At 71.6% G+C, this 25,098-nt stretch carries 25 protein-coding genes and 1 pseudogene; 14 read left to right on the forward strand and 12 right to left on the reverse strand.

Annotated features, from left to right (window positions below; genetic code table 11):
* Nucleotides 1-20: 20 nt before the first annotated feature.
* Entirely contained in the window at nucleotides 21-887 is an 867-nt protein-coding gene (locus OG289_RS06600; protein ID WP_327313056.1) for an acyl-CoA thioesterase, read from the forward strand.
* Between the two features lie 16 nt (nucleotides 888-903).
* On the opposite strand, the gene OG289_RS06605 is transcribed toward OG289_RS06600, so the two are convergent.
* A complete protein-coding gene (locus tag OG289_RS06605) occupies nucleotides 904-1,848 on the reverse strand; it encodes a DUF6397 family protein (protein WP_327313057.1) in 945 nt (314 codons plus the stop codon).
* A gap of 139 nt (nucleotides 1,849-1,987) precedes the next feature.
* The gene (locus tag OG289_RS06610; protein ID WP_327313058.1) at nucleotides 1,988-2,401 is read right to left on the reverse strand and encodes a roadblock/LC7 domain-containing protein; all 414 of its coding nucleotides are present in this window, start codon (nucleotides 2,399-2,401) and stop codon (nucleotides 1,988-1,990) included.
* Nucleotides 2,402-2,518: 117 nt separating this feature from the next.
* On the opposite strand from OG289_RS06610, the gene OG289_RS06615 reads away from it, so the two are divergent.
* Nucleotides 2,519-2,947: a PPOX class F420-dependent oxidoreductase gene (locus OG289_RS06615; protein ID WP_327313059.1), complete on the forward strand. Its 429-nt coding sequence runs from the start codon at nucleotides 2,519-2,521 to the stop codon at nucleotides 2,945-2,947.
* Between the two features lie 21 nt (nucleotides 2,948-2,968).
* On the opposite strand, the gene OG289_RS06620 is transcribed toward OG289_RS06615, so the two are convergent.
* The 5 genes from OG289_RS06620 to OG289_RS06640 form a co-directional block, all read right to left on the reverse strand.
* Complete coding sequence (locus OG289_RS06620) at nucleotides 2,969-3,574, reverse strand: GTP-binding protein (protein WP_327313060.1); 606 nt, start codon at nucleotides 3,572-3,574, stop codon at nucleotides 2,969-2,971.
* A 193-nt stretch (nucleotides 3,575-3,767) separates the two neighbouring features.
* Nucleotides 3,768-4,178 (reverse strand): DUF742 domain-containing protein, encoded by a 411-nt coding sequence (locus tag OG289_RS06625; protein WP_327320603.1) that lies wholly within the window; start codon nucleotides 4,176-4,178, stop codon nucleotides 3,768-3,770.
* 22 nt (nucleotides 4,179-4,200) lie between these two features.
* Nucleotides 4,201-4,638 (reverse strand): roadblock/LC7 domain-containing protein, encoded by a 438-nt coding sequence (locus OG289_RS06630; RefSeq protein WP_327313061.1) that lies wholly within the window; start codon nucleotides 4,636-4,638, stop codon nucleotides 4,201-4,203.
* Entirely contained in the window at nucleotides 4,635-7,199 is a 2,565-nt protein-coding gene (locus tag OG289_RS06635; RefSeq protein ID WP_327313062.1) for a sensor histidine kinase, read from the reverse strand. The genes OG289_RS06630 and OG289_RS06635 overlap by 4 nt, the downstream gene beginning before the upstream one ends.
* Nucleotides 7,200-7,246: 47 nt before the next feature.
* Nucleotides 7,247-8,041, reverse strand: coding sequence for an MHYT domain-containing protein (locus OG289_RS06640; RefSeq protein WP_327313063.1), 795 nt, complete (start codon nucleotides 8,039-8,041; stop codon nucleotides 7,247-7,249).
* 152 nt (nucleotides 8,042-8,193) lie between these two features.
* Here OG289_RS06640 and OG289_RS06645 point away from each other — a divergent pair, with 152 nt between their 5' ends.
* Nucleotides 8,194-8,793: a class I SAM-dependent methyltransferase gene (locus OG289_RS06645; RefSeq protein ID WP_327313064.1), complete on the forward strand. Its 600-nt coding sequence runs from the start codon at nucleotides 8,194-8,196 to the stop codon at nucleotides 8,791-8,793.
* 4 nt (nucleotides 8,794-8,797) lie between these two features.
* On the opposite strand, the gene OG289_RS06650 is transcribed toward OG289_RS06645, so the two are convergent.
* Nucleotides 8,798-9,556, reverse strand: a complete 759-nt coding sequence (locus tag OG289_RS06650; protein ID WP_327313065.1) for an alpha/beta fold hydrolase — start codon at nucleotides 9,554-9,556, stop codon at nucleotides 8,798-8,800.
* Nucleotides 9,557-9,764: 208 nt separating this feature from the next.
* Between OG289_RS06650 and OG289_RS06655 the strand changes: the two genes are divergently transcribed.
* Nucleotides 9,765-10,289, forward strand: a complete 525-nt coding sequence (locus OG289_RS06655; protein WP_327313066.1) for a PadR family transcriptional regulator — start codon at nucleotides 9,765-9,767, stop codon at nucleotides 10,287-10,289.
* Here OG289_RS06655 and OG289_RS06660 read toward each other — a convergent pair.
* Nucleotides 10,275-11,171 (reverse strand): oxygenase MpaB family protein, encoded by an 897-nt coding sequence (locus OG289_RS06660; protein ID WP_327313067.1) that lies wholly within the window; start codon nucleotides 11,169-11,171, stop codon nucleotides 10,275-10,277. The two genes, OG289_RS06655 and OG289_RS06660, sit on opposite strands and share 15 nt — an antisense overlap.
* Before the next feature lie 99 nt (nucleotides 11,172-11,270).
* Between OG289_RS06660 and OG289_RS06665 the strand changes: the two genes are divergently transcribed.
* Complete coding sequence (locus OG289_RS06665) at nucleotides 11,271-11,600, forward strand: hypothetical protein (RefSeq protein ID WP_442819067.1); 330 nt, start codon at nucleotides 11,271-11,273, stop codon at nucleotides 11,598-11,600.
* 137 nt (nucleotides 11,601-11,737) lie between these two features.
* The gene (locus OG289_RS06670; RefSeq protein ID WP_327313069.1) at nucleotides 11,738-12,652 is read left to right on the forward strand and encodes a hypothetical protein; all 915 of its coding nucleotides are present in this window, start codon (nucleotides 11,738-11,740) and stop codon (nucleotides 12,650-12,652) included.
* 100 nt (nucleotides 12,653-12,752) lie between these two features.
* Here OG289_RS06670 and OG289_RS06675 read toward each other — a convergent pair whose 3' ends face one another.
* Nucleotides 12,753-12,935, reverse strand: coding sequence for a hypothetical protein (locus tag OG289_RS06675; protein WP_327313070.1), 183 nt, complete (start codon nucleotides 12,933-12,935; stop codon nucleotides 12,753-12,755).
* A 241-nt stretch (nucleotides 12,936-13,176) separates the two neighbouring features.
* Here OG289_RS06675 and OG289_RS06680 point away from each other — a divergent pair, with 241 nt between their 5' ends.
* The 3 genes from OG289_RS06680 (at nucleotide 13,177) to OG289_RS06690 (ending at nucleotide 19,027) form a co-directional block, all read left to right on the forward strand.
* The gene (locus tag OG289_RS06680; protein ID WP_327313071.1) at nucleotides 13,177-16,230 is read left to right on the forward strand and encodes a DEAD/DEAH box helicase; all 3,054 of its coding nucleotides are present in this window, start codon (nucleotides 13,177-13,179) and stop codon (nucleotides 16,228-16,230) included.
* Entirely contained in the window at nucleotides 16,227-17,534 is a 1,308-nt protein-coding gene (locus OG289_RS06685; protein WP_327313072.1) for an SWIM zinc finger family protein, read from the forward strand. The genes OG289_RS06680 and OG289_RS06685 overlap by 4 nt, the downstream gene beginning before the upstream one ends.
* Before the next feature lie 140 nt (nucleotides 17,535-17,674).
* Nucleotides 17,675-19,027 carry an esterase-like activity of phytase family protein gene (locus OG289_RS06690; RefSeq protein ID WP_327313073.1) on the forward strand — a complete coding sequence of 451 codons (1,353 nt, stop codon included), beginning with the start codon at nucleotides 17,675-17,677 and terminating at the stop codon, nucleotides 19,025-19,027.
* Between the two features lie 30 nt (nucleotides 19,028-19,057).
* Here the strand turns inward: OG289_RS06690 and OG289_RS06695 are convergent, their stop codons facing one another.
* Both OG289_RS06695 and xylA read right to left on the reverse strand, forming a co-directional pair.
* Complete coding sequence (locus tag OG289_RS06695; RefSeq protein WP_327313074.1) at nucleotides 19,058-19,507, reverse strand: hypothetical protein; 450 nt, start codon at nucleotides 19,505-19,507, stop codon at nucleotides 19,058-19,060.
* Nucleotides 19,508-19,685: 178 nt separating this feature from the next.
* Nucleotides 19,686-20,852 (reverse strand): xylose isomerase, encoded by a 1,167-nt coding sequence (gene xylA / locus OG289_RS06700; protein WP_327313075.1) that lies wholly within the window; start codon nucleotides 20,850-20,852, stop codon nucleotides 19,686-19,688.
* Nucleotides 20,853-20,980: 128 nt separating this feature from the next.
* On the opposite strand from xylA, the gene xylB reads away from it, so the two are divergent.
* From xylB to OG289_RS06725, 5 genes and pseudogenes are all read left to right on the forward strand, one after another.
* Nucleotides 20,981-22,426, forward strand: coding sequence for a xylulokinase (gene xylB / locus OG289_RS06705; RefSeq protein WP_327313076.1), 1,446 nt, complete (start codon nucleotides 20,981-20,983; stop codon nucleotides 22,424-22,426).
* Between the two features lie 22 nt (nucleotides 22,427-22,448).
* Nucleotides 22,449-23,657, forward strand: coding sequence for an ROK family transcriptional regulator (locus OG289_RS06710; RefSeq protein WP_327313077.1), 1,209 nt, complete (start codon nucleotides 22,449-22,451; stop codon nucleotides 23,655-23,657).
* 193 nt (nucleotides 23,658-23,850) lie between these two features.
* Complete coding sequence (locus OG289_RS06715) at nucleotides 23,851-24,057, forward strand: hypothetical protein (protein ID WP_327313078.1); 207 nt, start codon at nucleotides 23,851-23,853, stop codon at nucleotides 24,055-24,057.
* A pseudogene (locus OG289_RS06720) lies at nucleotides 24,054-24,230 on the forward strand (acetamidase/formamidase family protein); the annotation flags it as partial. The gene OG289_RS06715 and the pseudogene OG289_RS06720, both read left to right, overlap by 4 nt.
* A 173-nt stretch (nucleotides 24,231-24,403) precedes the next feature.
* The gene (locus tag OG289_RS06725) at nucleotides 24,404-25,003 is read left to right on the forward strand and encodes an N-acetylmuramoyl-L-alanine amidase (RefSeq protein WP_327313079.1); all 600 of its coding nucleotides are present in this window, start codon (nucleotides 24,404-24,406) and stop codon (nucleotides 25,001-25,003) included.
* Nucleotides 25,004-25,098 lie beyond the last annotated feature (95 nt).

Here is a 25,098-nt window from a genome sequence, read left to right on the forward strand (position 1 = left end):
GGCACAGGAGAAGCGCACCGATGACGAATCCGGCCGAGAGGCTCGTCGACCTGCTGGACCTGGAGCAGATCGAGGTCAACATCTTCCGTGGCCGCAGCCCGCTCGAGTCCCTGCAGCGGGTCTTCGGCGGCCAGGTGGCGGGCCAGGCGCTGGTCGCGGCCGGGCGGACCACCGACGGCGACCGGCCCGTGCACTCGTTGCACGCGTACTTCCTGCGCCCGGGCCGGCCGGGTGTGCCCATCGTGTACCAGGTCGAACGGGTGCGGGACGGGCGGTCCTTCACCACCCGCCGGGTCACCGCCGTGCAGCAGGGGCGCACGATCTTCAATCTCACCGCTTCCTTTCACAAACCTGAGGAAGGTCCCTTCGAGCACCAGCTGCCGCCGGCCCGCGAGGTTCCGGACCCGGAGTCCCTGCCGACGGTCGTGGAAGAGGTCCGGGAGCATCTGGGCGCGTTGCCGGAACAGTTGGAGCGCATGGCGCGCCGTCAGCCCTTCGACATCCGGTACGCGGACCGGCTGCGCTGGAACACCGAGGACGTCAAGGAAGCCGAGCCGCGCAGCGCGGTGTGGATGCGCGCGGTCGGGCCGCTCGGCGACGATCCGCTCGTCCACACCTGCGCGCTCACGTACGCCAGCGACATGACCCTCCTGGACGCCGTTCGCCTTCCGGTCGAACCCCTGTGGGGTCCGCGGAACTTCGACATGGCGTCGCTGGACCACGCGATGTGGTTCCATCGGCCGTTTCGTGCGGACGAGTGGTTCCTGTACGACCAGGAATCACCCATTGCCACCGGCGGACGAGGACTGGCCCGCGGGCGCATCTACGACCTGGAAGGGCGCCTGCTGGTTTCTGTCGTCCAGGAGGGCCTTTTCCGGGCGCTGTAGCTCCCGTTCGGGTACGTCACGCGCTGCGGCGGCGCAGTCGGCTCAGCAGGCCACGAGTCGGTCGGCCGGACTCGTCGGCCATGTCCGGTTGCGGCGCCGAGTGCGTCAGGGCCGGTTCGGGGAGGGGACTCGACGCGTCCGGCTTCGACGGAACAGGCGTCGACCGGAACGGTTTCGGCGAGGGACGCGGCGCGGGCTGGTCGGCACGGGCCTCGTCCAGGGTGCGTTCCAGGTCGGACCTCAGCCAGTGGATCTCGTCGGGGGCATCCGCCGTCATGATCTTCTCGATGAGGTGCGCGCCGGGCGTGCCCGGGGTGCCGTGGGCCGGCGGTCCGGGCCGGAACCTGTTCAGGTGGGAGCGCTCGTAGGGGTCCTTGACGATCTCCGCGACCTGGAGGGGGTCGAGAAGCCCGGCAAGAACCCCGGCGCGCTGCCAGGGGCCGTCGGCCTGTCGGAACAGGAAGCCCAGGTGGCGCCCCCGCCAGTTCCGGGCCCGCAGGTCAACGCCTGCGACCAGCTGGCTCCGCAGCACCTCTGGTGTACGACCGGTGAGCAGCGACGAGTTGGTCTTGTCGGCGGCGAACTGCCGCAGTTCGTCGGCGAGATACAGCCAGACGACGGCACGGTACCTGTTCAGATAGAACCTGACGGGCACCACCAGTCCCAGCCGCGCGAGGCGGGTGAACCGGGCGGCAGGCACGTCCATGATGGCGGCGCCTTCGCTGGTGCCCACGGCCAGCACGCTCTCGCGCAGCGCCTCGGGGAAGCCGGGTTCCGAGCGCAGACGGTCGATCTCCGCGCGGGCCACCCGACGGCCGCCTCCCCCTTCGTCGGGCATGGTCCTGATGCGCCCGAGGTGCACGGCGAGGTCGAACTCACTTCGCTTCAGGTCCAGTTCACGAGCCGCCCGACTCGGCGTGCAGGAAACGGAATGTGGTTGCGTGACGGTGTTGCCGAACATGGTCGATCTCCCCCGTGGAGTGAAGTGGAGTGAAGCAGGCCCGCGCTGTCCGCGGTGGCCCCGGAAAAAACCGTAGCCGGAATCGCCGATCTCGTGGCGAGCCTGTGGATAACTCCACGGAGGAGAATAAAAGCGCAGGTCAGAGGTCTTTCAGTGGTGCGCGCTCGGGCTGCCGGGCGTCCACGGTGAGGTGTTCGCCGACCCGGCTGACCAGCAGGGTCATCTCGTAGGCGATCTGGCCCATGTCGGCCTCGGCCCCGCTGAGCACGCACAGACAACTGCCGGTACCCGCCGCGGTGACGAACAGCACCGCGTCGTCGAACTCGATCATCGTCTGGCGGACTCGGCCCGCGCTGAAGTGGCGTCCTGATCCCTTGGCCAGGCTGTGCAGCCCGGACGAGACGGCGGCGAGGTGCTCCGCGTCCTCCCGGCGCAGTCCCGTGCTCGCGCCCGCCACCAGCCCGTCGTTGGACAGGACCAGTGCGTGCCGCACGTGGTCGACGCGCTCGGTCAGGTCGTCCAGCAACCAGCCCAGCCCCTGGTTCTGCACCATGTGCCACTCCCCGTGTGACGTTCCCCGTGTGTTTCCCCATGTGATCCTCCGCCTCGCCGGAGAATCTGTCCGCCACCCTTCCCCAGGACCGGCCGCCGGAGCAAGGAGGATGGCGGCATGGCACAGAAGATGACCGATGAGGAATGGCGGGCCTTCGTCACGTACGGAACCCGCACCGGAAAACTGTCGACCGTGCGGCCCGACGGAAGTCCGCACGTGGCGCCGATCTGGTTCCTGCTCGACGGGGACGACGTGGTGTTCAACACCGGCAGGGACACGGTGAAGGGACGCAATCTGGCGCGGGACGGCCGGATCGCCCTGTGCGTGGACGACGACCGGCCGCCGTTCGACTACGTGGTGCTGCAGGGCCGGGCCCGGCTCTCGGAGGACCTCGACGAGGTCCGGCACTGGGCGGCTCGTATCGCGGCACGGTACATGGGTGAGGAGCGCGCCGAGGAGTTCGGAGCCCGCAACGGCGTTCCCGGGGAGCTGCTCGTCCGTGTCCGGATCGACAAGGTCCTGGCGCAGAAGGCCATCGCGGACTGACCCGGAACTACGCCGCCACGCTCAGCCCACCGAGTCGAGCAGCCGGGCGGTGTGCATCCGCCCGGCATACTCGACCAGCCGGATCAGCACCTCCTTCCCCGAGTCGCGGTCACGGGCGTCACACAGGACGACCGGGGTCCCTCCGTCGAGGTCGAGGGCGCGCGAGACGTCCTGGGCGCCGTACGTCCGTGTGCCCGTGAAGCAGTTGACGGCCACCACGAACGGGATGTGCCGGTGCTCGAAGTAGTCGACCGCGGGAAAGCAGTCCTCCAGGCGCCTGGTGTCGGCCAGGACCACCGCGCCGAGAGCTCCCTGCGACAGTTCGTCCCACAGAAACCAGAAGCGGTCCTGCCCCGGCGTGCCGAACAGGTAGAGGGAGAGGCCGGAACGGATGGTGATCCGGCCGAAGTCCATGGCGACGGTCGTCGTGACCTTCTGGTCCACACCGTCGGTGTCGTCCACCAACTGCCCGGCCTCGCTGAGCAGTTCCTCGGTGCGCAGCGGCTTGATCTCACTGACCGCGCCCACCATGGTGGTCTTGCCCACGCCGAACCCGCCGGCGACCAGTATCTTCAACGCCAGGGGGGCCGTCTCGCCGCCCGTGGCATCGGAGTGCTCGGAGACCATGGATCACTTCTCTCGGGGGAGTACGGCTTCGGCATGTGCGCGAAGCCAGCATCATGACAACTCGGTTCTTTTTCCGATGGGTTCGACCGCAATCCGCCCGATCTGACCGGCTCCTGAGCGTTCGGTGTCCGACTGCGTGCACGAGTCGGTGCGGGGTGGGTCCGTACGCGTCCGGGTCGGGCCGGGCGTTCCGCTACAGCGCCCTCAGCCCCTCGATCACCTCGCGCAGAATCCGTTCGTCGGGCAACTGCGCGGGCGGGACCGGACGGCTGACGGTGACACAGCCGAGTTCCAGCAGGTCTCCGAGGAGCACCCTGACCACGCCCACGGGAAGATCCGCGCCCGCCGCGAGTTCGGCGACGGACTGGGTCTCCGTACGGCAGAGGCCTATGAGGGTGCGGTGTTCCGGCCCGAGCGCCATGCCGTCCGTGCCGGGCGCTCCCGGGTCCAGGGTGACCAGGGCGATCAGGTCGAAGAGCACTCCGGTGGGGCCCGGTCTCGTGCGTCCGCCCGTCATGGCGTACGGGCGGACGAGCGGACCGGCCTCGTTGTCGTACCACTGGCTGCCCGGCTCGCGCGGGGGGCCGGTCATGTCCTCGGTCATCTGCACGGGTCGCTCTCTCGCCTCATCCGGCGGCGGGCGGCCGCGCGCCGAGGCGTGGCGGCGTATAGAGGTGCTCTCCGACCCGCTTGACCAGCCGCGCCATCTCATAGGCGACCAGGCCGATGTCGGCGGTCACGGCGGTGAGGACGGCCAGGCAGGAGCCGTCGCCCGCGGCGGCCACGAACAGGAAGCCGTCGTCCATCTCCACCATGGTCTGACGCACCCCGCCTGCGCCGAAGTGCCGGCCCGCGCCCTTGGCAAGGCTGTGGAAGCCGGAGGCGACGGCGGCGAGGTGTTCGGCGTCCTCACGCCTGAGGTCGGTCGAGGCGCCGACGGCGAGGCCGTCGTTGGACAGCACCACGGCATGCCGTACCTCGCTCACGCGCATCACCAAGTCGTCCAGCAGCCAGTCGAGTTCGCCGGACCGCGGGGTCGACCTCGTGCTCGGGTCCTGGATCATGCGGGGTCTCCTTCGCTGCTGTCGCTGCCCGGTGCGGGGTCCGGGGTGGCTCCGCGGCCGGGTTGCCTGCCGCCGCCCCGGGCCCAGCCGTCCCGGTACGCGGCCATCCGGTCCCGTACGAGTTCGGGGGTACGCCCCTCGTCGCCGCGCGCCCCGGGCGCCCGGTCCGGTTCGTCGGGGAGCGGGCGGCGCAGTTGCGGGGCGAGATTGGCCTGCCGCACCCGGCGCGGGAGGTCGTCCGAGCCATCGAAGTCGTCCGGGGGACGGTGCAGGCGCAAGGCGGTGACTCCGGGAGGCGGGGGGTCGGCTGCCGCCGGTTCCGAGGCACCCCGTACGGGGGCCACCAGCGCGGGGCGGTCGGCGGACGCGGGGACGGCCTCCTGATGCCGGTCGGAGGCACGGCGGTCCGGGGCATGGCGGTCGGAGGCATTGTGGTCGGCTGCGGGGACGCGCGCGTACTCGCGTTCCGCGGGCTGCTGCGCCTGCGCGACCTCACGGGCGGAACGTTCCGGCTTGCCGCTGTGCAGCAGGGCCGTCGGCAGCAGGACGACCGCTGTGGTGCCGCCGTAGGGCGAGGTCCGCAGGTGCACCTTGACGCCATGACGGGCAGCGAGCCTGCTGACCACGAACAGGCCGAGCCGGTCGCTGTCGAAGAGGTCGAGGGCCTCGGACTGCGCGATGCGCCGGTTGGCCTCGGTGAGGGTCTCTTTGCCCATGCCCAGGCCCCGGTCCTCGACCTCGACGGCGTATCCGTTGCCCACGGGTTCGCCGGTGACCCGCACACGCGTGTGCGGCGGCGAGAACTGGGCGGCGTTCTCGACGAGTTCGGCGAGCAGGTGGGTGAGGTCCGCGACGGCGGTGCCGATGACGGCCGCCTCCGGGAGCTGCCGTACCTCCACGCGCGCGTAGTCCTCGACCTCGGAGACGGCGGCGCGGACCACGTTGGTGAGGGACACCGGCATGCGCCAGGCCCGGCCCGGCGCCGCCCCGGACAGGATGATCAGGCTCTCGGCGTGGCGCCGCATACGGGTGGTGAGGTGGTCGAGCCGGAAGAGGTCGCTCAGTTCGTTCGGGTCGTCGGAGCGGCGCTCCATGCTGTCCAGGAGGCTCAACTGGCGGTGCACGAGGACCTGGCTGCGGCGGGCGAGGTTGACGAACACCCCGGAGATGCCGCTCGCGAGTTCGGCACGCTCCACGGCGGCGCGCAGCGCGGCGCGGTGCACGGTGTCCAGAGCCTCGGCGACCTGGCCGGTCTCGTCCTCGGAGGGAGGCCCGGGCGGGGCCTCCGCGTGGACGTCGATCTCCTCGCCGGCGCGCAGCTTCCGCATGGCCTCCGGGAGTTTGCGCCGGGCGATCTCCAGGGCGCTGTTGCGCAGACTGACCAGCTCGACGACGAGTGCGCGGCCGATGCGCACGGAGATGACGAGCGAGGCGACGACAGCGGCGAGGCCCAGCAGAACCGCGGCGCCGGCCGCGGTGAGCAGACCGCGGGTGAACGGGTCGGCTCGGTCGGCGACACCGCGTCCCGCGTCCGTCTCGATGGTCCGCATCCCGTTCTGCACGCGCGCGTGGGACTTGTCCCAGGTGCTCGCCGGGGCGGCGGAGATCGCCTTCGCGCCGGGGCCGTTGGCGAGCACCTTGTCCTCTGCGGCGTCCAGGGCGGCGTAGGCGCTGCCGGCGGCGAGGCGCTGCCATGCGGTGCGTTCGGGGCCGCGCAGGTCCGCCACGGCCGATTCCGTCAGGGTGCGGCGCGTGGCGACGGCGCCGGTGAACAGTCGCAGGCGCTCTCCGTCGAGGCGTCCGGCCCCGCGCGCGCCGGCGAGCACGACATCCTCCTGGGAGAGGGCCTCTCCCGCGCGGGAGAATTCGAGCAGCACGCGCGCGTCGGAGCCCAGTTCGGCGTCCTGGATGCCGGAGAGGGCGCCGCCGACCGAGAAGGCCGTGGAGATCGTGCTCGTGTACCGGCCGTACGTCTCCTCCCAGCCGGCGCTGCCGTCGAGCACCGCGGTCCGGAGCGAGGGGAGCCTCTCGGCGCGGGAGACGAACATCTCGAGCCGCTGGGCCACTCCCTTGGGCAGGTCCTGGCCGTCGGCGACGGTGCTGTCGTTGCCGAGCCGCAGCTTGGCCACCGCGCGGTCCGTTCGTTGCGTGAGCTCCTTCAGGTCGCCGTCCTGACCTGGGACGGGGGCGGTCGCGTACCGCACGGCGGCCGACCGCTCGGTCTGCAGGGCGGCCACCGCTGCCGCGACGGGGGCGCGGACCTGGGAGTCCACGCGCTGCAACCGGCGCAGTCCGGAGACGTCCTGGGCGGTACTGACGGTGGCGTACGCCCACAGGGCTAGCAGGGAGACGACCGGCACCATCAGCAGGCAGACGATCTTGGCGCGGACGGTGCGCGGCCGGATGCGCCAGCGTTCCGCGCGCGGGGGTATCGCGTCCGCAGGTGTGTCCGTCTGCTCGTCCGGCCCCTCGTCGGCGGGGGGCCCGGCATGGGCGCGGCGCCCGCGCGTGGGGGGCGGCGCGTCGGCGCCTGCCGTGGGGGTCCTACGGGGTGTACGCATGGCCTCCTCGCTCGGAAGTCGTTTCGGGGCGTGCCGTGCCGGTCGCGTCAGACGGTCCCGGCCTGCTGTCGGCCGGCGTGGTTCTCCACCGGTTGTTGTGCCGTGGCGGACGCCTGGCGCTCCCCCGTGGTGGGCGACAGCGCGACGAAGGCCGAAGTCAGGAAGAGGTAGGACCCGAGGCCGACGGCGAGGGGGAAGATGAACTGCATCGCCGTGGCCCCGGGCAGTGCCTCCCCCGAGGGCGTGACGTGGACGCTCACCGCGAACATCGCGGTGTAGTGCATGCTGCTCACCGCCGCACCCATGACGAGGGAGGCGATGGTGACCGCGATCGGCGACTTGATGTTGAGTGCCGCCCAGAGGGCCGCGGTGGCCGCGACGACGGCGATCAGGACGGAGAGTCCGACGCGGACCGGATCGTAGGTCACGTCGCCGTGCAGCCGGACCGCGGCCATGCCCAGGTAGTGCATGCTCGCCACCCCCAGGCCGGTGGTGAGCCCGCCGATCAGCAACGCGCGCGTGCGGTCGCGGCTGTAACCGACGGCGAAGACGCCGACGCAGACGACGACCATGGCCACGAGGAGGCTGAGCACGGTCAGCGGAACGTCGTAGCGGATGTCGGTGCCGCTGACGCCGAAGCCGAGCATGGCCACGAAGTGCATGGTCCAGATGCCTGTGCCGATCGCCGACGCCGCGGTGATCAGCCAGTTGCGGCGCGAGCGTCCGGTGGCGCCGAGGGCGCGCACCGTGCAGCGCAGCCCGAGGGCGGCGCCGATGCAGGCCATCACGTACGACAGCACGGGGGTCAGCCAGCCGAAGGCGGCGTGGTCCAGGTGTCCCATGGCCACGGGACGCTAGTCGGAGCACGGGAGCACAAAGGGGGCGCATTTCGAAAGGTGTTGGAATATGACACAGAAGTGCGCCGGATCGATCGGGTCACGCTCGAACATGTGCACTGAGACGTCGTCCGTGTCGGTGAGGGATCATGCGGAACATGAGCTACGACCACACACACGTTCAGGAGTTCTTCACGGCGCGCGCCGCGGACTGGGACAGCCGGTTCCCCGACGACGGTCCCGCCTACGCGGCCGCGGTCCGCGACCTCGGTCTGCGCGAAGGGGACCGCGTACTGGACGCCGGCTGCGGCACCGGACGGGCCCTGACGCCGCTGCGTGCGGCCGTGGGGCCCTCGGGAGTGGTCGTCGGGGCCGATCTGACCCCGGCCATGCTCGAGGCCGCCGTACGGGCCGGACGCGACCGCCACGGGCAACTGGTGCTCGCGGACGTAGCCGCGCTTCCCCTGCGCTCCGAGTCGCTCGACGCCGTGTTCGGGGCGGGCCTCATCGCCCATCTGCCTCGGCCGGCCGAGAATTTGCGGGAGCTGGCACGGGTGGTACGCCCGGGCGGCACGCTGGCGCTGTTCCACCCCATCGGCAGGGCGGCGCTCGCGGCCCGGCAGGGCCGACAGATCACGCCGGAGGACCTGCGCGCGGAGCCCAACCTCCGCCCGCTGCTGGCCGGTTCTGGGTGGCGCATGACGTCCTACGTCGACGAGAACGACCGCTTCCTGGCCCTGGCCGTCCGCGAGTCCTGAGGGCTCACGCCACTCCGGCGACCGCCCGCGCGAACGCGTCGGGGTTGTCGAACATGACGTTGTGCCCGGCACCCGGCACCGTCACCACGAGCACGCCCGCTGCCTCCAAGGCGTCCGCCCCGTCGAGCTCGCCGGTGAGCCCACCTTGAAGGTAGACCCGCTCGACCGCCTCGAGCCCGGCCAGGATGTCGCGCATGACCGGGTCGGATCCGCGCCTGAGTCCGACCGCGCTGCGGTGCAGAGCGCGCGGATCGGCCAGCCGCATGGTCGCGGCCCACAGGAGCCCGACCTTGGCCAGCACGCGCGCGTACCCGTCGTCCACGAACTCGTCCTCCGTGTACGAGGCGATGCCGCTGCTGCCCGCGGTGGGCGGCGGGAAGGCGTCGAGATTGGCCTCCGTCAGCACGAGCCGCGCGACCAGGTCGGGCCGGCGGTGGGCGAGGACGATGGCCACGGAGCCGCCCATGCTGTGGGCGACCAGCTCGGCACCGGTCACGTCCGCCGCGTCCAGCGCGGCCGCCAGGGCGTCGGCGTGCTCTTCGAGCGTGTAGCCGAAGTCCACGGGGCGGTCACTGATGCCGTGCCCCGGCAGGTCGACGAACAGGCTGCGTCGGCTCGCGAGTTCGGGACGGGCCGCGATATGCGCGTGGTAGACGGCCGAGGCCGCCCCCAGCCCGTGCACGTACACGCGCGCGGGTTCCGAGCCCGGTGTCTCGGTCCAGCGCACATGGCCGCCTCGGCCGTCGAACTCTGCCTGCCGCATCGTCTCCCCCTCGGGTCACACCACCGCCGTCGATTCCGGCCCGACTGAAGATACATCGGAAGCGAGGTATGAAGTCAACGAAGTATCGAGTACCAGATGTACACAGCGATCGACATATTCCACTGTCGATGTATACAGCGGTCGGCATACATAGAGGACTCAGGTACCCCCGCAGCGAGGTACTGCTGTCCTGCGGCAGAATGCGGGCATGCTGGAGCTCGCCATCCTCGGTTTCCTGTACGACGCCCCGTTGCACGGCTACGAGCTGCGCAAACGCATCACGGCATTGACGGGACACGTACGCCCCGTGGCCGAGAGCACCCTGTACCCGGCGATCAAGCGTCTGGAGAAGGCAGGCTTCCTGGTGCGCGCCACGGAGCCCGGTGCCGTGGCGGCTCCGCGCCATGTCCTGAGCCTCACCGACGCGGGCAGGGGCGAACTGCGCCGACGGCTCGCGGAGCCCGATCAGCGCGACGTCACCGACGAGAACCGCTGGTTCACCGTGCTCGCCTTCCTCCGCCATCTGGACGACACCGCCGCCCAGGCGGCCGTACTGCGCCGTCGGCTGGCCTTCCTGGAGGAGCCTGCGAGCTTCTTCTACGACGACGACCGGCCGCTGGGTGCAGAAGAGTTGGCGGATCCGTTCCGGCGCGGCGTCCTGACCATCGCGCGGGCCACGTCCCGGGCCGAGCTCGGCTGGCTGCGCGACACGCTCGACTCACTGGGCGGCTGACCCGTCCGCGTGCCGTACAGGGCAGCCGCCTGCGCCGGGCACCGGGCGGGTGCCCAGCTCGCCCAGTCGGTAGCCGTTCGGGTAGCCCTTGATCTCCCGGTTCTGTCGCGCGTAGTGGGGTGCGCGGCGCGGCGGCATCAGCCGCACCGCGCGTCCACGCGCGCGTACCGCCCCGCGCACCAGGGCACGCGTGACGCGGTCCGGAGAGGGGTATCGGAAGGCCTTCAGGAGCGGTTCGTCGAGAAGGGCGAGCGTTGCACCGCGCAGGACGGGCGCCAGCGGCCTCGGGTACCAGGAGGCCATCAGGTCGAGCGTGGCGTCCGAAACCCGTCGCCCACCCTCGTCCCACGCGAAGTGCGCCTCTTCGTAGGCGTCGAGGCAGGCCTCGAACTCCTCGTAGGTCTCGGGGATGTCCTTGATGCCCATGCGATGCCCCAGGGTGCGGTAGTGCACCGTGCAGGCGACGATCTCGTGGCGTGACAGCCTGCGCCATCCATAGGCGTCGATCCAGCGCTTGGGCACCACGACGAACGTGCACAGCACGTACCGCATGTCGTCGTTGCTGATGTCGTAACTGCGATGCATCTGGTTGATGCGACGGACGGCCGTACGCCCCTTCTCGCTGTCGAAGCCGTGCTCGACGACGGCGTCGAGCAGCAGCGAGGTGTCGTCGTAGCGCTTCTGGGCGCGATCCGTGAGTTCCGCTGTTTCCGCGAGCAGACGCCCGATGCTCGGCACCGCGTAGGTGCGGTACAGGGCCAGTTCCAGGGCGCGGGTGACGTCCCAGGGGAACTCGTACGCCGCCGTGAGTCGGTAGATCTCGAACGCGTCCTCGTACGGGTCCAGCCGTCGGATCTGTTCGAGTCGCTCGAAGCGCTTCACCGCTCCGTCCCCCTTCTGCTGCCGGAACTCCAACCCTAGGTTGAACAGCAGGAGATGAACGATCAGTTGCAGGAACCACGCAGGGGGAAGGTGGTCGACGTGTTTGACAGGATCCGCCAGGCCTACCGGAGATTCCTCGAGGCGCCGCGCGCACGGTCGCGTCCTGACGGGGAAGGACGTCCGGACGGGGCACCGCGTGCCGGTGGGAAACGCGCGCACAATCTGTTTGAGGCGGCCGCAGCGTATGTCTCGGCCTGTGCCGAGGACGACCAGGACGGGATCGACGAGGCGGCGGGCTGGGTGTCGCCGGAGGCCCTGTCCTTCGGGGTCAACGAACTGGCCTGTCGCGCCGTCATCGCGCTCGCGCGGGAGCGCGACGAGTCGCCGCGGGCCGTGGCTCGTGCGCTCCTCGGACTGCCGACGGCGTGACGCATCCAAGGGCCGGAGGTGGTCGATTCGCCCCGTCCGGCCGGAAAGCTGCAGCTCCGGGTATCGGGGAGTCGTGACAAGCGCCTTCCCGCAGCACTAGGGTGCGCGCCGTTGGACGAACCGATGGGGAGGCTGGGATGGCCGGGACGGACGAGGACGCCGTCGCCGCCGCGGACGACGCGCTCTATGTGCTGACGGCGGTGCTGCTGACGCCGGCGAAGTTCCCGAGCGCGCTGGGCGACGACTACCCGGAGGCCTGTGCGGCGCTCGGCCTCCCGCCGCTCGCCGACGGGTATGGCCTGGTGCTGGGCCAGGACGGCGAGGGCGCGCGGTGGACTGTCGTCATCGACGACGTGTCGCTGGTGGCTGTCGCTATCGCGTCGTGGGACTGCGGCATGGAGTACGACCTGTCGCCCGACGAGCGGACGGTCGTCGCCGCGCTGCCCGGCTGGCCGTTGGCGGTCGCCGTCGCGGCTCCGGGTGTACCCGCTCCGCACGATCCAGCCCCCGAGGTCGTGGACAGCCCTGCGCTGTGCCCTCCGGACACGACCACCTGGGGTCCGGCCCAGCGACGACTCGGGGCCGACGAGATCGCGCTCCAGTGGGCCCTGTGGCGCGAACAGATCGACGACACGGAGTTCGCGCCTCCGCGGGAGGGCACTGCCGCGGACCCGGCCACCGACGAGGGAGACAGGTCCAAGACTGGCGAGGCCGAGGTGGGTGACGGGTCCGACGGTTCCGAAACCAACGGGGTTGACAGGGCCGAGAAGGACGCGCCGAAGGGGCCCAGCGGTGTCCGACGGGTCCTGGAAGAGGTGCGCGCCTACGTGGACACCCCGCCTCCCCTCGGCCGCGTGCGTTCTTCGTTCGCTCCCGGTGACGCGCGCACGCTGCGCGCCGACGGCCCTGGCTGGTCACTGGTGGCCAGGACCGACGACATCGCGTTCGTCCTCCTCGACGACCAGCCCGGCGAGGTGCTGCCGGTCGGCCGCGGACCCGAACTGCCCGGGCTCCTGGAGGCGCTCGACAAGATGGCCGTACGACCCCTGTGACCTTCTGGGACGGGACGGTTCCTGCCGGCCGCGCGACGCCCGCGTGCCCCGACGGCTTGGGTGTGCCGGACGGCGGGGACCGCGGCGCGGTCCCCGTCACTCACCGGCCGAGCTCCTTGCGTGTGGCGCGGCGCAGCCTGCGCCGTTGTGAGGGATCCAGCGTGAGGTAGGCCGCCGCCGGAACTCCCAGCACGATCAGCAGGGCAGCCCACCAGGGCAGCCAGATCAGCAGGAGGAGCCCAGCCGCCACACCTCCTGCGGCGATCTTCGCGTTCTTCGACATGTGCGTCGCCTCCTTCGCGGCCAATGCCGCTCTCTGCCATGAAAACGGGTCCGCGCCGCCCGTGGTTCCGGACACGACCCTGAGACGTCCCTGAGGTACATCCCCGAGACGCCCCTGAGGAACCCCTCACCCCGGGTTCGCGGACGGCCGGATCCAAAGTTGGCAGGCGTTTCGCGCCGAAGTGCTGTACCCTCGGCGACCCCGACCCCGGTAGTCAAATTTGAGGAGCAGACTCATCACCGTGCAGAGGGTTCCCGTGGAAGCATCGTCCGAGTTCTCCGAACTGTCCCGTTGCTGCGCCGTGTTCGTGCCCGGCACCCCGGCCCGCACCGGCAGCGTCGCCTTCTGGCGCCCCGACGGTGACGCACCTCCCGTCGTCGCATCGGGGACCGTTCAGGATCTGGCCGTCGTCCGGCCTGCCGACGCCGGTGTGGCGCTCGCGCGCGTGCCCGCCGTGCTGCTGCCTGTGCGGGACGCCCTGCCCGTCCTCACACACTCGCGTGTCACGCCGGACGCGCACCGGGCCATCGCTTTCTGGGATGCGGCCGCCCTGTTGGCCCTGCGCTGCGTGGCACGTGGACTGCTGCTGCCCGGCCTGTCCCAGGAAGACCACGACGCCTGGAGGATCGGCCCCCTGGGCCCGGAGGACATCGAGCAGGTGCGCCGGCTGGCTGCCGCGATGCCGCCCGAGGCACACGCCGTGCCGGTGGACGAAACGCTGCCACTGCGGCTCCCCGGCCCCGAACGACTGCTGCGTGCCTTCTTGGACGCCGTCGCGGACACGCTGCCCCGTACGCCCGCAGCACCGCTCGTGACGGGCGGGCCGGCCTACGCGGCATCACAGCCCCAGCACGTCCCGGAGCTGCGCGCATGGGCGACCGGTGTCGCCGCAGGTCACGACGCCGGCGTACGGATCTCGCTGCGGATCGAGGTCTCGGGGATCGACGACGTGTCAGGGCTCGACGTGTCGGAGCTCGCCGTGTCCGGGGCCGATGGGGCACGTGCGGATGTGGAGAGGGCCAGGGACGAGGGATCCGGGGCTGATGAGCTGCGGGCTGATGAGCTGCGGGTGGATGAGTCCCGATCGGATGGCTCCCTGGCGCCTGTCCACGGGCGCCGTGCCGTCGGGATCGCGGACGCCGCGGCAGGCCGGACGGTGCCGAGGTTCCGGGCCGTCCCGCAGGTGCACAGCGTGAGCGATCCCGCGCTGCTCGCGGACGCCGCCGAGATCTGGGGAGATCCCGGCGTCACGCAGGGGGCGTTCGGGCCGCGCGCGCGGATGGACGCCCTGCTCGCCCTGCGCCGGGCGGCCCGGGCCTGGCCCGCGCTGACGCCCCTGTTGTCGGCGACCGTCCCGCACGCCGTCGATCTCCTGGACGAAGAGGTCGCCGAGCTGCTGGGCGAGGGTTCGCGGGCGCTCGCGAGCGCGGGGGTCGAGGTGCACTGGCCACGGGAACTGGCCCGCACCCTGACCGCCCGCGCGGTCGTGGGGCCGCCGCAGGAGGCGACGGGACCGGACCGCACCGGCTCGGACACGCCGTCCTTCCTGTCCGCGGACGCGCTCCTCACCTTCACCTGGTGGTTCGGAGTGGGCGACCACCAGCTGACGCGCGAGGAACTGGACCGTCTGGCCGAGGCCAACCGGCCTCTGGTGCGACTGCGCGACCAGTGGGTCCTGATCGACCCACGAGAACTGCGCCGTGCCCGCGCGCAGCAGGACCACAAGATGACACCCGTGGAGGCCCTGGGCGCCGCTCTGACGGGCTCCACTGAGGTGGACGGCCGCAGGGTCGACGTAGAGCCCACCGGGTGGCTGGCGGCCCTGCGGGAGCGGCTGACGCGGCCCGAGGCGCAGGAGCCGGTGGAGCAGCCCGCCGCGCTCGACGCCACACTGCGCGACTACCAGCGGCGCGGCTTGGACTGGCTGGCCCGGATCACGTCCCTGGGGCTGGGCTGTTGTCTGGCGGACGACATGGGGCTCGGCAAGACCGTCACGTTGATCGCCCTGCACCTGCACCGCCAGACGGAGCCCTCGGCGGCAGGTCCGACCCTCGTGGTCTGTCCGACGTCCCTGATGGGCAACTGGCAGCGGGAGATCGAGCGGTTCGCGCCGGGCACGCCGGTGCGCCGCTTCCATGGGACGCGTCGTGACCTGGAGGCCCTGGCCGACGGGGAGTTCGTGCTCACCACCTACGGCACGCTGCGGCTGGACCCGGGCCGGCTCCGTGAGGTGCCGTGGGGCCTGGTCGTCGCGGATGAGGCGCAGCACGTGAAGAACCCGTACTCGGAGACCGCGCGGTCGCTGCGCGCCATCGGCGCACGCGCGCGTGTCGCGCTCACGGGCACCCCGGTGGAGAACAACCTCTCCGAGCTGTGGGCAATCCTGGACTGGACGACACCAGGGCTGCTGGGCCGGCTCGGTGCCTTCCGTACGCGGTACGCGCGAGCCGTCGAGGACGGCGGGGATCCGGCCGCAGCAAAGCGCCTCGCCCGGCTCGTGGGACCGTTCCTGCTGCGTCGCCGCAAGTCGGACCCGGGGATCGCCCCCGAGCTGCCGCCGAAGACCGAGACCGATCGCCCAGTGTCCCTCACCAAGGAACAGGCGGGCCTGTACGAGGCCGTGGTGCGCGAGACGCTCGAGGCGATCGCCGAAGCCGACGACATGGCGCGACGCGGGCTGATCGTGAAGCTCCTGACCGGCCTCAAGCAGATCTGCAACCATCCGGCGCAGTACCTGAAGGAGGAGCGGCCGAGGACCGCCGGGCGCTCGGGGAAACTTGAGCTTCTGGACGAGCTGCTCGACACCCTCCTCTCCGAGGGGGCGAGCGTGCTGGTCTTCACGCAGTACGTGCGTTTGGCGCGTCTCCTGGAACAACATCTGGCAGCGCGTGGCGTGCGCACGCAGTTCCTGCACGGCGGCACGTCCGTCGCCGAGCGCGAGGCCATGGTCCGGCGCTTCCAGGGGGGTGAGGTCCCGGTGTTCCTGCTGTCGCTCAGGGCGGCCGGCACAGGCCTCAACCTCACGCGCGCGGAGCACGTCGTGCACTACGACCGCTGGTGGAATCCGGCCGTCGAGGCGCAGGCCACCGACCGGGCGTACCGCATCGGCCAGACCCGGCCCGTTCAGGTGCACCGGCTGATCGCCGAGGGCACGATCGAGGATCGCATCGCCGGCATGCTGCGCCGCAAACGAGACCTGGCCGACGCCGTTCTCGGGGCCGGCGAGGCGGCGCTCACGGAACTGACGGATGCCGAGCTGGCCGATCTGGTGGAGCTGCGAGGGGGCACGCGATGAACCGGCACGACAGCATCGAGGAACGAACCTTTGCGGCGTTGCCTCCCGCGCGCGGGAGGGGGTTCGCGCAGACGTGGTGGGGCCGGGCTTGGCTGGCCGCGTTGGAGGACGGAGCGCTGGACGGGGAGCAGGTGAGGACCGGCCGTCGGCTCGCGCGCGCGGGCGCCGTGGGCGCGGTGTCGGTGCGGCCGGGGCGCATCACGGCCGTCGTCGAGGACCGCGATCGCACGCCGCACCGGGCCGACGTCTTGCTCGACACGCTTTCGGACGCGCACTGGGACCGTTTCCTGGACCTGGCGGTCGAGCGGGCAGGACACGTCGCCGCGCTGCTGGACCGCGAGATGCCGCCGCACCTGGTCGAGGACGCCGAGACGGCCGGCATCGACCTGCTGCCCGGGCTCGGCGACCTGGAGGCGGAGTGCGACTGCGGTGCCTGGGACCACTGCGGTCACACGGCGGCGGTCTGCTACCAGGTGGCAAGGCTGCTCGACCAGGATCCGTTCGTCCTGCTGCTGCTCCGGGGACGCGCCGAACAGGTCCTGCTGGACGACCTCCAGGCGCGCGGCACCGCCGCTCGGGCCGGATCGGAACCGCCCCAGGCCGAAGGGGTGGACGCGGCGGAGGCGTACGAGGCAGGGAGCATCCTGCCTCCGCTGCCCGCCGCGCCCGAACTCCCGGAAGAACCAGGCGTTCCGCCCTCGTTGGACACGGAGGCCCCGTCCCCGCCCGGGGTTGATCCGGCAGCACTGGAGATCCTGGCCGCCCGGACGGCCGCCACGGCGCACCTGATGCTCGCGGAGGCGCTCCGCGAGAGGTCCGGACGGCGTGCGTCCACGGCCGAGCTGACGGTCGGCCAGGACGCGGCACGGCTGGCGGAAGGCATCCCCGAAGGCTCTCAGACAGCGGATCGACCTGCGATGGCCGCCGCCGCCCGACTCGCCGCCGGGTCGGGGCGCAGTCCGGAGCAACTGGCGTCGGCCGCACGCGCCTGGCGACATGGAGGGGCGGCCGCACTGTCGGTGTTCGAGGAGGAGTGGTTCGTGGAGGGCGAGGCGCTCGCACGCGCGCGTGCCGCGCTGGATGCGGCCTGGGAGGAGGACGAGCGGCCGGTGCTGCGGGCGCGGGGAAACCGGTGGACGGTCGTCGGAGCGGCCTGCCAACTGCGGTTGGGGCGAGACGGCCGTTGGTGGCCGTACCGCAAGGAGGGTGGACGCTGGATGCCGGCCGGGGACGCGGCCCACGATCCAGCGACGGCCCTGGCCATTGCCCGACCCGACGGCGAGGAAGCGCTTTCCCGAACGTGAGGTCGTTCCCGTGGCTCGGGTGCGTCGGTCTGACGGGCGGCCGACGCACCGCGTTCACCCGGAGGTCGTACGACGTTCGGCGCGTACCCCAACTCTGGCCGCTGTCACCGAACTTGCCGAGCTGCCCCTCAGGAGGCCCGATGTCCCCGCACGCCACCGGTCGACGCCGCGTCCGTCGTTCCGTCGCCGCGGGCGTACCGCTCGCTGTGCTGGCCGCGCTCGCCACCGCCGGACCGGCCGCCGCGGGTACGCCGTCTCAGGAGGCGCGGGAGGCACAGGTCACCAGGATCGCGACGCTCGGCGACATCCCGCTCGGGGCGTTCAGCAACGCGCTGCTGCCCGGGACGGTGGACGACGACCGCGGCGTGGACCTCGGCGGCATCGGCAGCGACATCTGTCCGACGGGCCGCAAGGGCGAGTTCTGGACGGTCACGGACCGTGGGCCCAACGGACAGATCAAGGTGGGCGGCACGAAGCGCCGGACGTTCCCCGTACCCGGGTTCGATCCGGCGATCGTGCGGATCCGGGTGTCCGGGGACACGGTGAAGGTGTTGCAGGCGATCCCGGTCACCACGTCGTCGGGGAAGCCCGTGACGGGGCTGTCGAACCAGGCGGGACGCGACGAGGCTCCGTACTCCTACAACGCACTGACACCCCTGTCCTACAACCCCAACGGGCTGGACACGGAAGGCGTCGTCCAGGCGGCGGACGGGAGTTTCTGGCTCATCGACGAGTACGGGCCCTCGCTGGTGCACGTCTCCACGCGTGGGAAGGTGCTGACGCGTTACGTTCCTCAGGGGCTGAACCTGACGGGTACGGACTACCCGGTGGTGGAGGCACTGCCCTCGGTCCTGCTGCACCGGAAGATCAACCGTGGCTTCGAGGGGCTCGCCCAACTTCCGGGCGGCGACCTCGTGCTGGCGATGCAGAGCCCGCTGTCGCTCCCGGACACGGCCGCGGGAGAGGGCTCGCGGACCGCGCGTCTGCTGCGTTTCTCACCGAAGAAGAAGGCCGTCACCGCCGAGTACGCATACCGCTTCGACCCGGTCGACGTGGTCGACCCGAGCGAGGACGACACCTCCGAGCTCAAGATCTCCTCGGTGGTCGCCGTGGGCGGTGACCGGCTGCTGGTGGAGGAGCGCACGGACAAAGCCGCACGGCTCCAGCTGGTACGCCTGGGCCGGGAGGCGAACATCCTCGGCAGCCGCTGGGACGACGATGCGACGTCACCGTCGTTGGAGCAGCTCGACGACCCCGCCGCCTCGGGGGTTCCGGAACTGTCCAAGCGGCTTGTCGTCGACCTGGGCAGGGTCGCCGGGGTGCCCGGGAAGATCGAGGGCGTCGCGCTCGTCGACCACGACACGCTGGCCCTCGTCAACGACAATGACTTCGGGATGACGGACGGCGCGGGCGCCTTCGACGCGCAGGGCCGACTGATCGACAGCGGCATCGAGACGACGGTCACCTATGTGCGGCTGCCGCGGCGCATTTGAGACGGACGGCGCCCCACACGCGCGTGCACGCTAGGGCAGCAGCTCGCTCAGGGACGGCAGCAGAGACTCGAGGTCACTCGGTATCTCGGACGGCAGCTCGGTGGGGAACTGCGACGGCAGTTCGGTCGGCAGGCCGCTGGGCAGCTCCACCGGAAGGCTGAAGGACGGGGCGGGGGTGGAGACACCGCCGGTGCTGCTCCCGGCCGTCGGATCGTCGTCCGGTGAGTCGTCGCCTCCGGAGGCCATCACCACGACGGCGAGGACGGCTCCGGCGGCGACGAGCAGCGCGAGAACGACGAAGAGGGGGTTCCTGCGCCTCCGAAGGCCGCCCGGCGGTTCCGACGGCGGAGGCGGCGACCAGCCACCCCCTCCCGTCCCGTCGCCGGGTCCGAAGCCGGAGTGAGGCGGTCCGAAGCCACCCGGAGGTGGCGTGTCACCCGGCGGTCCGGGCGGCTGGGGCGGTACGGGCGGCATGGCCATACCGTCCAGCGTCGCGGCGGACCGCTCGCCGCGCGACCCCCGCACGGAAGTTGATACGGACCCATGCCATGGACCGCATCATTCCGGCGCACTCCGCACGGAAACCGCTTGAACATCGACCGTCCGACGGCACGCGCGTGTGCACGCTCACCGGCGCACACGCGCGTTGCGTTCGGCTTCAGCCCCGGGCGCCCAGCAGGTGGTCCATCGCGAGCTGGTCGAGCTGCTCGAAGGCCATGCCGCGGGCGGCGGCGGCCTCCGCGTCGAAGTCCTCGAACGCGGTGCGGTCGGCGAGCAGACTCTGCAGGCCGTCGGCGGCGGTGGCCTGGGCCAGCTCGTCGAGGCGGGAGGCGCGCAGGGCCTCCTGGACCTCCGGGTCGCTGCGGAACGCGGCCGCACGCTCCTTGAGGATCAGGTAGTTGCGCATGCAGCCCGCGGCCGACGCCCACACGCCGTCGAGGTCCTCGGTGCGCGGCGGCTTGAAGTCGAAGTGCTTCGGGCCCGCGTAACCGGCGCTCTCCAGGAGGTCGACCAGCCAGAAAGCGGAGCGCAGGTCGCCGGCGCCGAAGCGCAGGTCCTGGTCGTACTTGATGCCGGACTGGCCGTTGAGGTCGATGTGGAAGAGCTTGCCCGCCCACAGCGCCTGGGCGATGCCGTGCGGGAAGTTCAGTCCGGCCATCTGCTCATGGCCGACCTCGGGGTTGACGCCGTACAGCTCCGGGCGCTCCAGGCGCTCGATGAAGGCCAGGGCGTGGCCCACGGTGGGCAGCAGGATGTCGCCGCGCGGCTCGTTCGGCTTGGGCTCGATGGCGAACTTCAGGTCGTAGCCCTGGGAGGTGACGTACTCGCCGAGGAGGTCGAAGGCCTCCTTCATGCGGTCGAGCGCCACGCGCACGTCCTTGGCGGCACCGGACTCCGCGCCCTCACGGCCGCCCCAGGCGACGTAGATCTTCGCGCCGAGCTCGACGGCCAGGTCGATGTTGCGGATCGTCTTGCGCAGGGCGTAGCGGCGCACGTCGCGGTCGTTCGCGGTGAACGCGCCGTCCTTGAAGACGGGGTGCGTGAAGAGGTTGGTGGTGGCCATCGGCACGGTCATACCGGTGGTGTCCAGGGCCTGGCGGAAGCGCTTGATGTGCTCCTCGCGCTCACTCTCGGAGGACCCGAAGGGGATCAGGTCGTCGTCGTGGAAGGTCACGCCGTAGGCGCCCAGCTCGGCCAGGCGCTGCACCGACTCGACCGGGTCCAGGGCACGCCGCGTGGCGTCGCCGAACGGGTCCCTTCCCTGCCAGCCGACGGTCCACAGGCCGAAGGTGAACCTGTCATCGGGGGTGGGCTGGTAGCTCATGCCGCGGCTCCTTGCTTGAAGACTGTCTGGCTGACTATTTCGTCATGGCCGTTTACAAATTAGTATGCGGACGCATCTCTGGGAAGACAGATCCCGCAGAGCCGCGGAAAAACTTGAGGGAGAGCCCGATGTCAGCAGCCGAGGGTCCGCTCGTCGTCGGCGTGGACACGTCCACCCAGTCCACTAAGGCGCTCGTCGTCGACGCGGCCACCGGCGAGGTCGTCGCGAGTGGCCAGGCGCCGCACACCGTGTCCTCCGGGGCCGGCCGCGAGAGCGACCCGCGTCAGTGGTGGGACGCCCTGCGCGAGGCGCTGCACCAGTGTGGTGACGCGGCGCGCGAGGCCGCGGCGGTGTCGATCGGCGGGCAGCAGCACGGGCTCGTCACGCTGGACGAGCACGGTGAGCCGGTGCGCCCGGCACTGCTGTGGAACGACGTGCGCTCGGCCCCGCAGGCCCGGCGGCTGACCGAGGAGCTGGGCGGCGCGAAGTTCTGGGCGGAGCGCACCGGGTCCGTCCCGGCCGCGTCCTTCACGGTCACGAAGTGGGCCTGGCTGGCCGAACACGAGCCGCAGGCCGTGCGCGCGACGAAGGCAGTGCGCCTCCCCCACGACTACCTCACCGAGCGCCTCACGGGCGAGGGCACCACCGACCGCGGCGACGCCTCCGGCACCGGATGGTGGGCGTCCGGGACCGAGACCTACGACGAGGAGATCCTCGCGCACGTGGGACTCGACCCGGCGCTGCTGCCCCGCGTGGTGCGGCCCGGGGAGGTGGCGGGGACCGTCCGCGACAGTCACGACCTGCCCTTCGCCAAGGGGACGCTGGTCGCCCCGGGGACCGGTGACAACGCCGCCGCGGCGCTGGGACTCGGGCTGCGCCCCGGCACGCCCGTGCTGAGCCTGGGCACTTCGGGCACGGTCTACGCGGTGGCCAAGCGCCGCCCCACCGACCCCACCGGCACCGTGGCCGGCTTCGCCGACGCCCACGGCGACTGGCTGCCGCTGGCCTGCACCCTGAACTGCACGCTCGCCGTCGACCGCGTCGCCGCCCTGCTGGGCCTGGACCGCGAGGCCGTGGAGCCCACCGCGGACCTCACGCTCCTGCCCTACCTGGACGGCGAGCGCACCCCGAACCTGCCGAACGCCTCGGGCCTCCTGCACGGCCTGCGCCACGACACGACCGCCGGCCAGCTGCTCCAGGCCGCCTACGACGGTGCCGTGCACTCGCTGCTCGGCGCGCTCGACCTGGTCCTCGACGAGGACGCGGACCGCTCGGCTCCCCTGCTGCTGATCGGGGGCGGCGCCCGCGGCACGGCCTGGCAGCAGACCGTGCGCCGGCTGTCCGGGCGGCCGGTCCAGGTGCCCGAGGCCAAGGAACTCGTCGCGCTGGGGGCCGCGGCGCAGGCGGCGGGTCTGCTGACCGGGGAGGACCCGGCCGCCGTCGCCCGCCGCTGGAACACCACGCGGGGTCCGGTGCTCGACGCAGTCGAGCGGGACGAGGCGACGCTGGCCAGGATCGCCGGGGTACTCTCCGACGCGGCCCCGCTGCTGGAACGGAGCACGGACGCCCGCTGAGCATCGACGAATCGAGGGAGGCATGACCGCACCGCTGCACGAGGCCCGGCCGGCCGGCCCCGGGCGTGCGCTGCCCGACACCCAGCAGGGCATGCGCCGCCGCAACCTGGCCCGGGTGATGCACGCCGTCAGCGCCGAGGGACCGCTCTCGCGGGCGGCGGTCGCCTCGCGCATCGGCCTGACCCGGGCGGCGGTGTCTACCCTCGTCGACGAGCTCATACGCACCGGACTGCTCGAAGAGCTGGGCCCCGAGCGGCCGGGCCGGGTGGGTCGGCCCGGGTCGGCACTGGCGGTCAGTGGACGCGGCCCGGCCGGGATAGGCGCCGAGATCGGCGTGGACCACCTGGCGGTCTGCGCCGTCGATCTGCGTGGCGAGGTGCGGGCGCGGGCCGTGCGGCACGGCGCGAACCGGGACCGCTCCCCCGAGCCGGTGGTCGCGGAGCTGACCGGACTCGTGCGCCGGGTCGTCGCCGAGGCGGAGCGCGAGGGGCTGTGGCCGGCCGGGCTCGCCGTGGCCGTCCCCGGACTCGTCGCCCGCGACGCCCGTACGGTCGTCCGCGCGCCGAACCTCGACTGGCAGGACGTCGACCTCGGCGCGCTGCTGCCCGGGGAGTTCCCGCTGACCGTGGACAACGAGGCCAACTTCGGCGGGTTGGCCGAACTCTGGCTCGGCGCGGACGCGCCTGGAGACTTCCTCCATGTCTCGGCCGAGATCGGCATCGGCGCCGCGCTGGTCGTGGACGGCAGCCTGCTGCGCGGCACGCGCGGCTTCGCGGGCGAACTGGGCCATGTGCCGGTCCATCCCGACGGGCCGGAGTGCGGGTGCGGCGGGCGGGGATGTCTGGAGCAGTACGCCGGTGAGGAGGCGGTGCTGCGAGCGGCGGGGCTGGAACCGGGTGAGGACCGTGTAGGACTCCTCGCGGGACGCGCCGCGGACGGCGATCCGGACGTACGACGCGCTCTGCACGAGGCGGGAACGGCTCTCGGTATCGCCCTGACCGGGGCGCTCAATCTGCTGGACCCCGAAGGCGTCGTGCTCGGTGGCGCCCTGGCCGGGCTCGCGCCGTGGCTGCTGCCGTCCCTCGAGACCGAACTCTCCCGGCGTACGGCGGGTCCCGCCTGCCCCGTGTCCGTCTCGCGACTGGGCCCCGAGGGACCGTTGCTCGGGGCCGCGCACTCGGTGGTACGGGCCGTGCTGGACGACCCGGCGGCGGTGGCCGAGCGGGCCTGAACTGCCGCCCCACACCGCCTGATCGAGCCGGAACTCCCCGTTCGGGTGAGCGAGTTGTCCACAATTCCGCGCTCGTCCACCGAACCCCGGTATCTCCTTCAGCCGGACCGGCCCGCGCCGTAACGTGATCCGTGCTGGTTCAGCCGTCGAGTCGTGACGGCTCAAGCACCGACGCGTGCGAGGGGGATTCGGAATGCCGGGGAAAAACGTTGAGGGGCTGCGGCGCGATGCCGTGGGACTGGCCGAGGTGTTGTCCCGGAGTGTGACGGCCGTGGCGCCGGCCGCCGCGGTCGCCGCGTCGATTCCGGAGACGTATCCCGTCGGCCTGAGGTGGCCGTGGTCGCTCCGCCGCCTCCACCTCCACACCGACCTGCCCCAGAACGGAGCCGTGCAGCAATGAGCGACCCCCGGATCCTGACCGTGCGTCCGGAACAGGGCGAGTACGCCTGGACGTTCGGTGGTGCGCCGCCCGTGGCGCGCATCGCACCCGGCACGATTCTCGACCTGTTCACGGAGGACTGCTTCGCCGGTCGGGTGCGGTCCGAGAAGGACTTGGTGTCCGAGGTGTGCGACACCAACTACACGTGTGTGGCCAAGCTCCGCAAGGAATGGCTGCCCACCCGCGAGTCCCACCGGGGCATTGACGCGCGGCTGCGCGAGACCGCGGCGGCGCTGTGCGACTGACCCACCCGAACCGGGCCGGTGCCGCTCTCCCCACGTCGAACACCCCTGAAAGACAACACTCCGTGGAACGAGCAAGACCCCTCCCCGGACGACGACGCATCCTGAAGGGCGCCGCCCTGGCCGCGCTTCCGTACACGCTGCTCCCGGACGCACGGGCGGGCGCGCAGCCTCAAACCGTCGACTACCCGCTCGCCGAGTGGCAGCCCGCAACCGCTTCCAACTACACGGCGTCGAACCGCCCCGCCACCCACACCATCGACCGGGTCGTCATCCACGTCACGCAGACCGAGTATGTCAAGGCACTGACCATCTTCCAGAACCCGCAGAAGAAAGTGTCCGCGCACTACGTCGTGCGGTCCATGGACGGTCATGCGGCGCAGTGCGTGCGCGAGTCCGACGTCGCCTGGCACGCGGGGAACTGGGACTACAACACGCACAGCATCGGAGTCGAACACGAAGGGTGGGTGGATCAACCGGGATACTTCACCGACGCCCTCTACGAGCGGTCCGCTCGGCTGACGGCATCGGTCTGCGACCGGTACGGCATCCCGAAGGACCGGGCGCACATCATCGGCCACCACGAGGTCCCCGGCACCGATCACACCGATCCCGGTCCGAACTGGGACTGGGGGCGCTACTTGCGGCTCGTCAACACCGTCTGAGGGGAACCGGTCCGAAACCGGATGCCCGCCTTTCTGGCGAGCACCGTCCAAACGGTTGTCCGTCCACGCACCCGGCGTGACGATGTCCCCAGCCG

It is taken from the genome of Streptomyces sp. NBC_01235, from assembly GCF_035989285.1.
GTDB lineage: Bacteria > Actinomycetota > Actinomycetes > Streptomycetales > Streptomycetaceae > Streptomyces.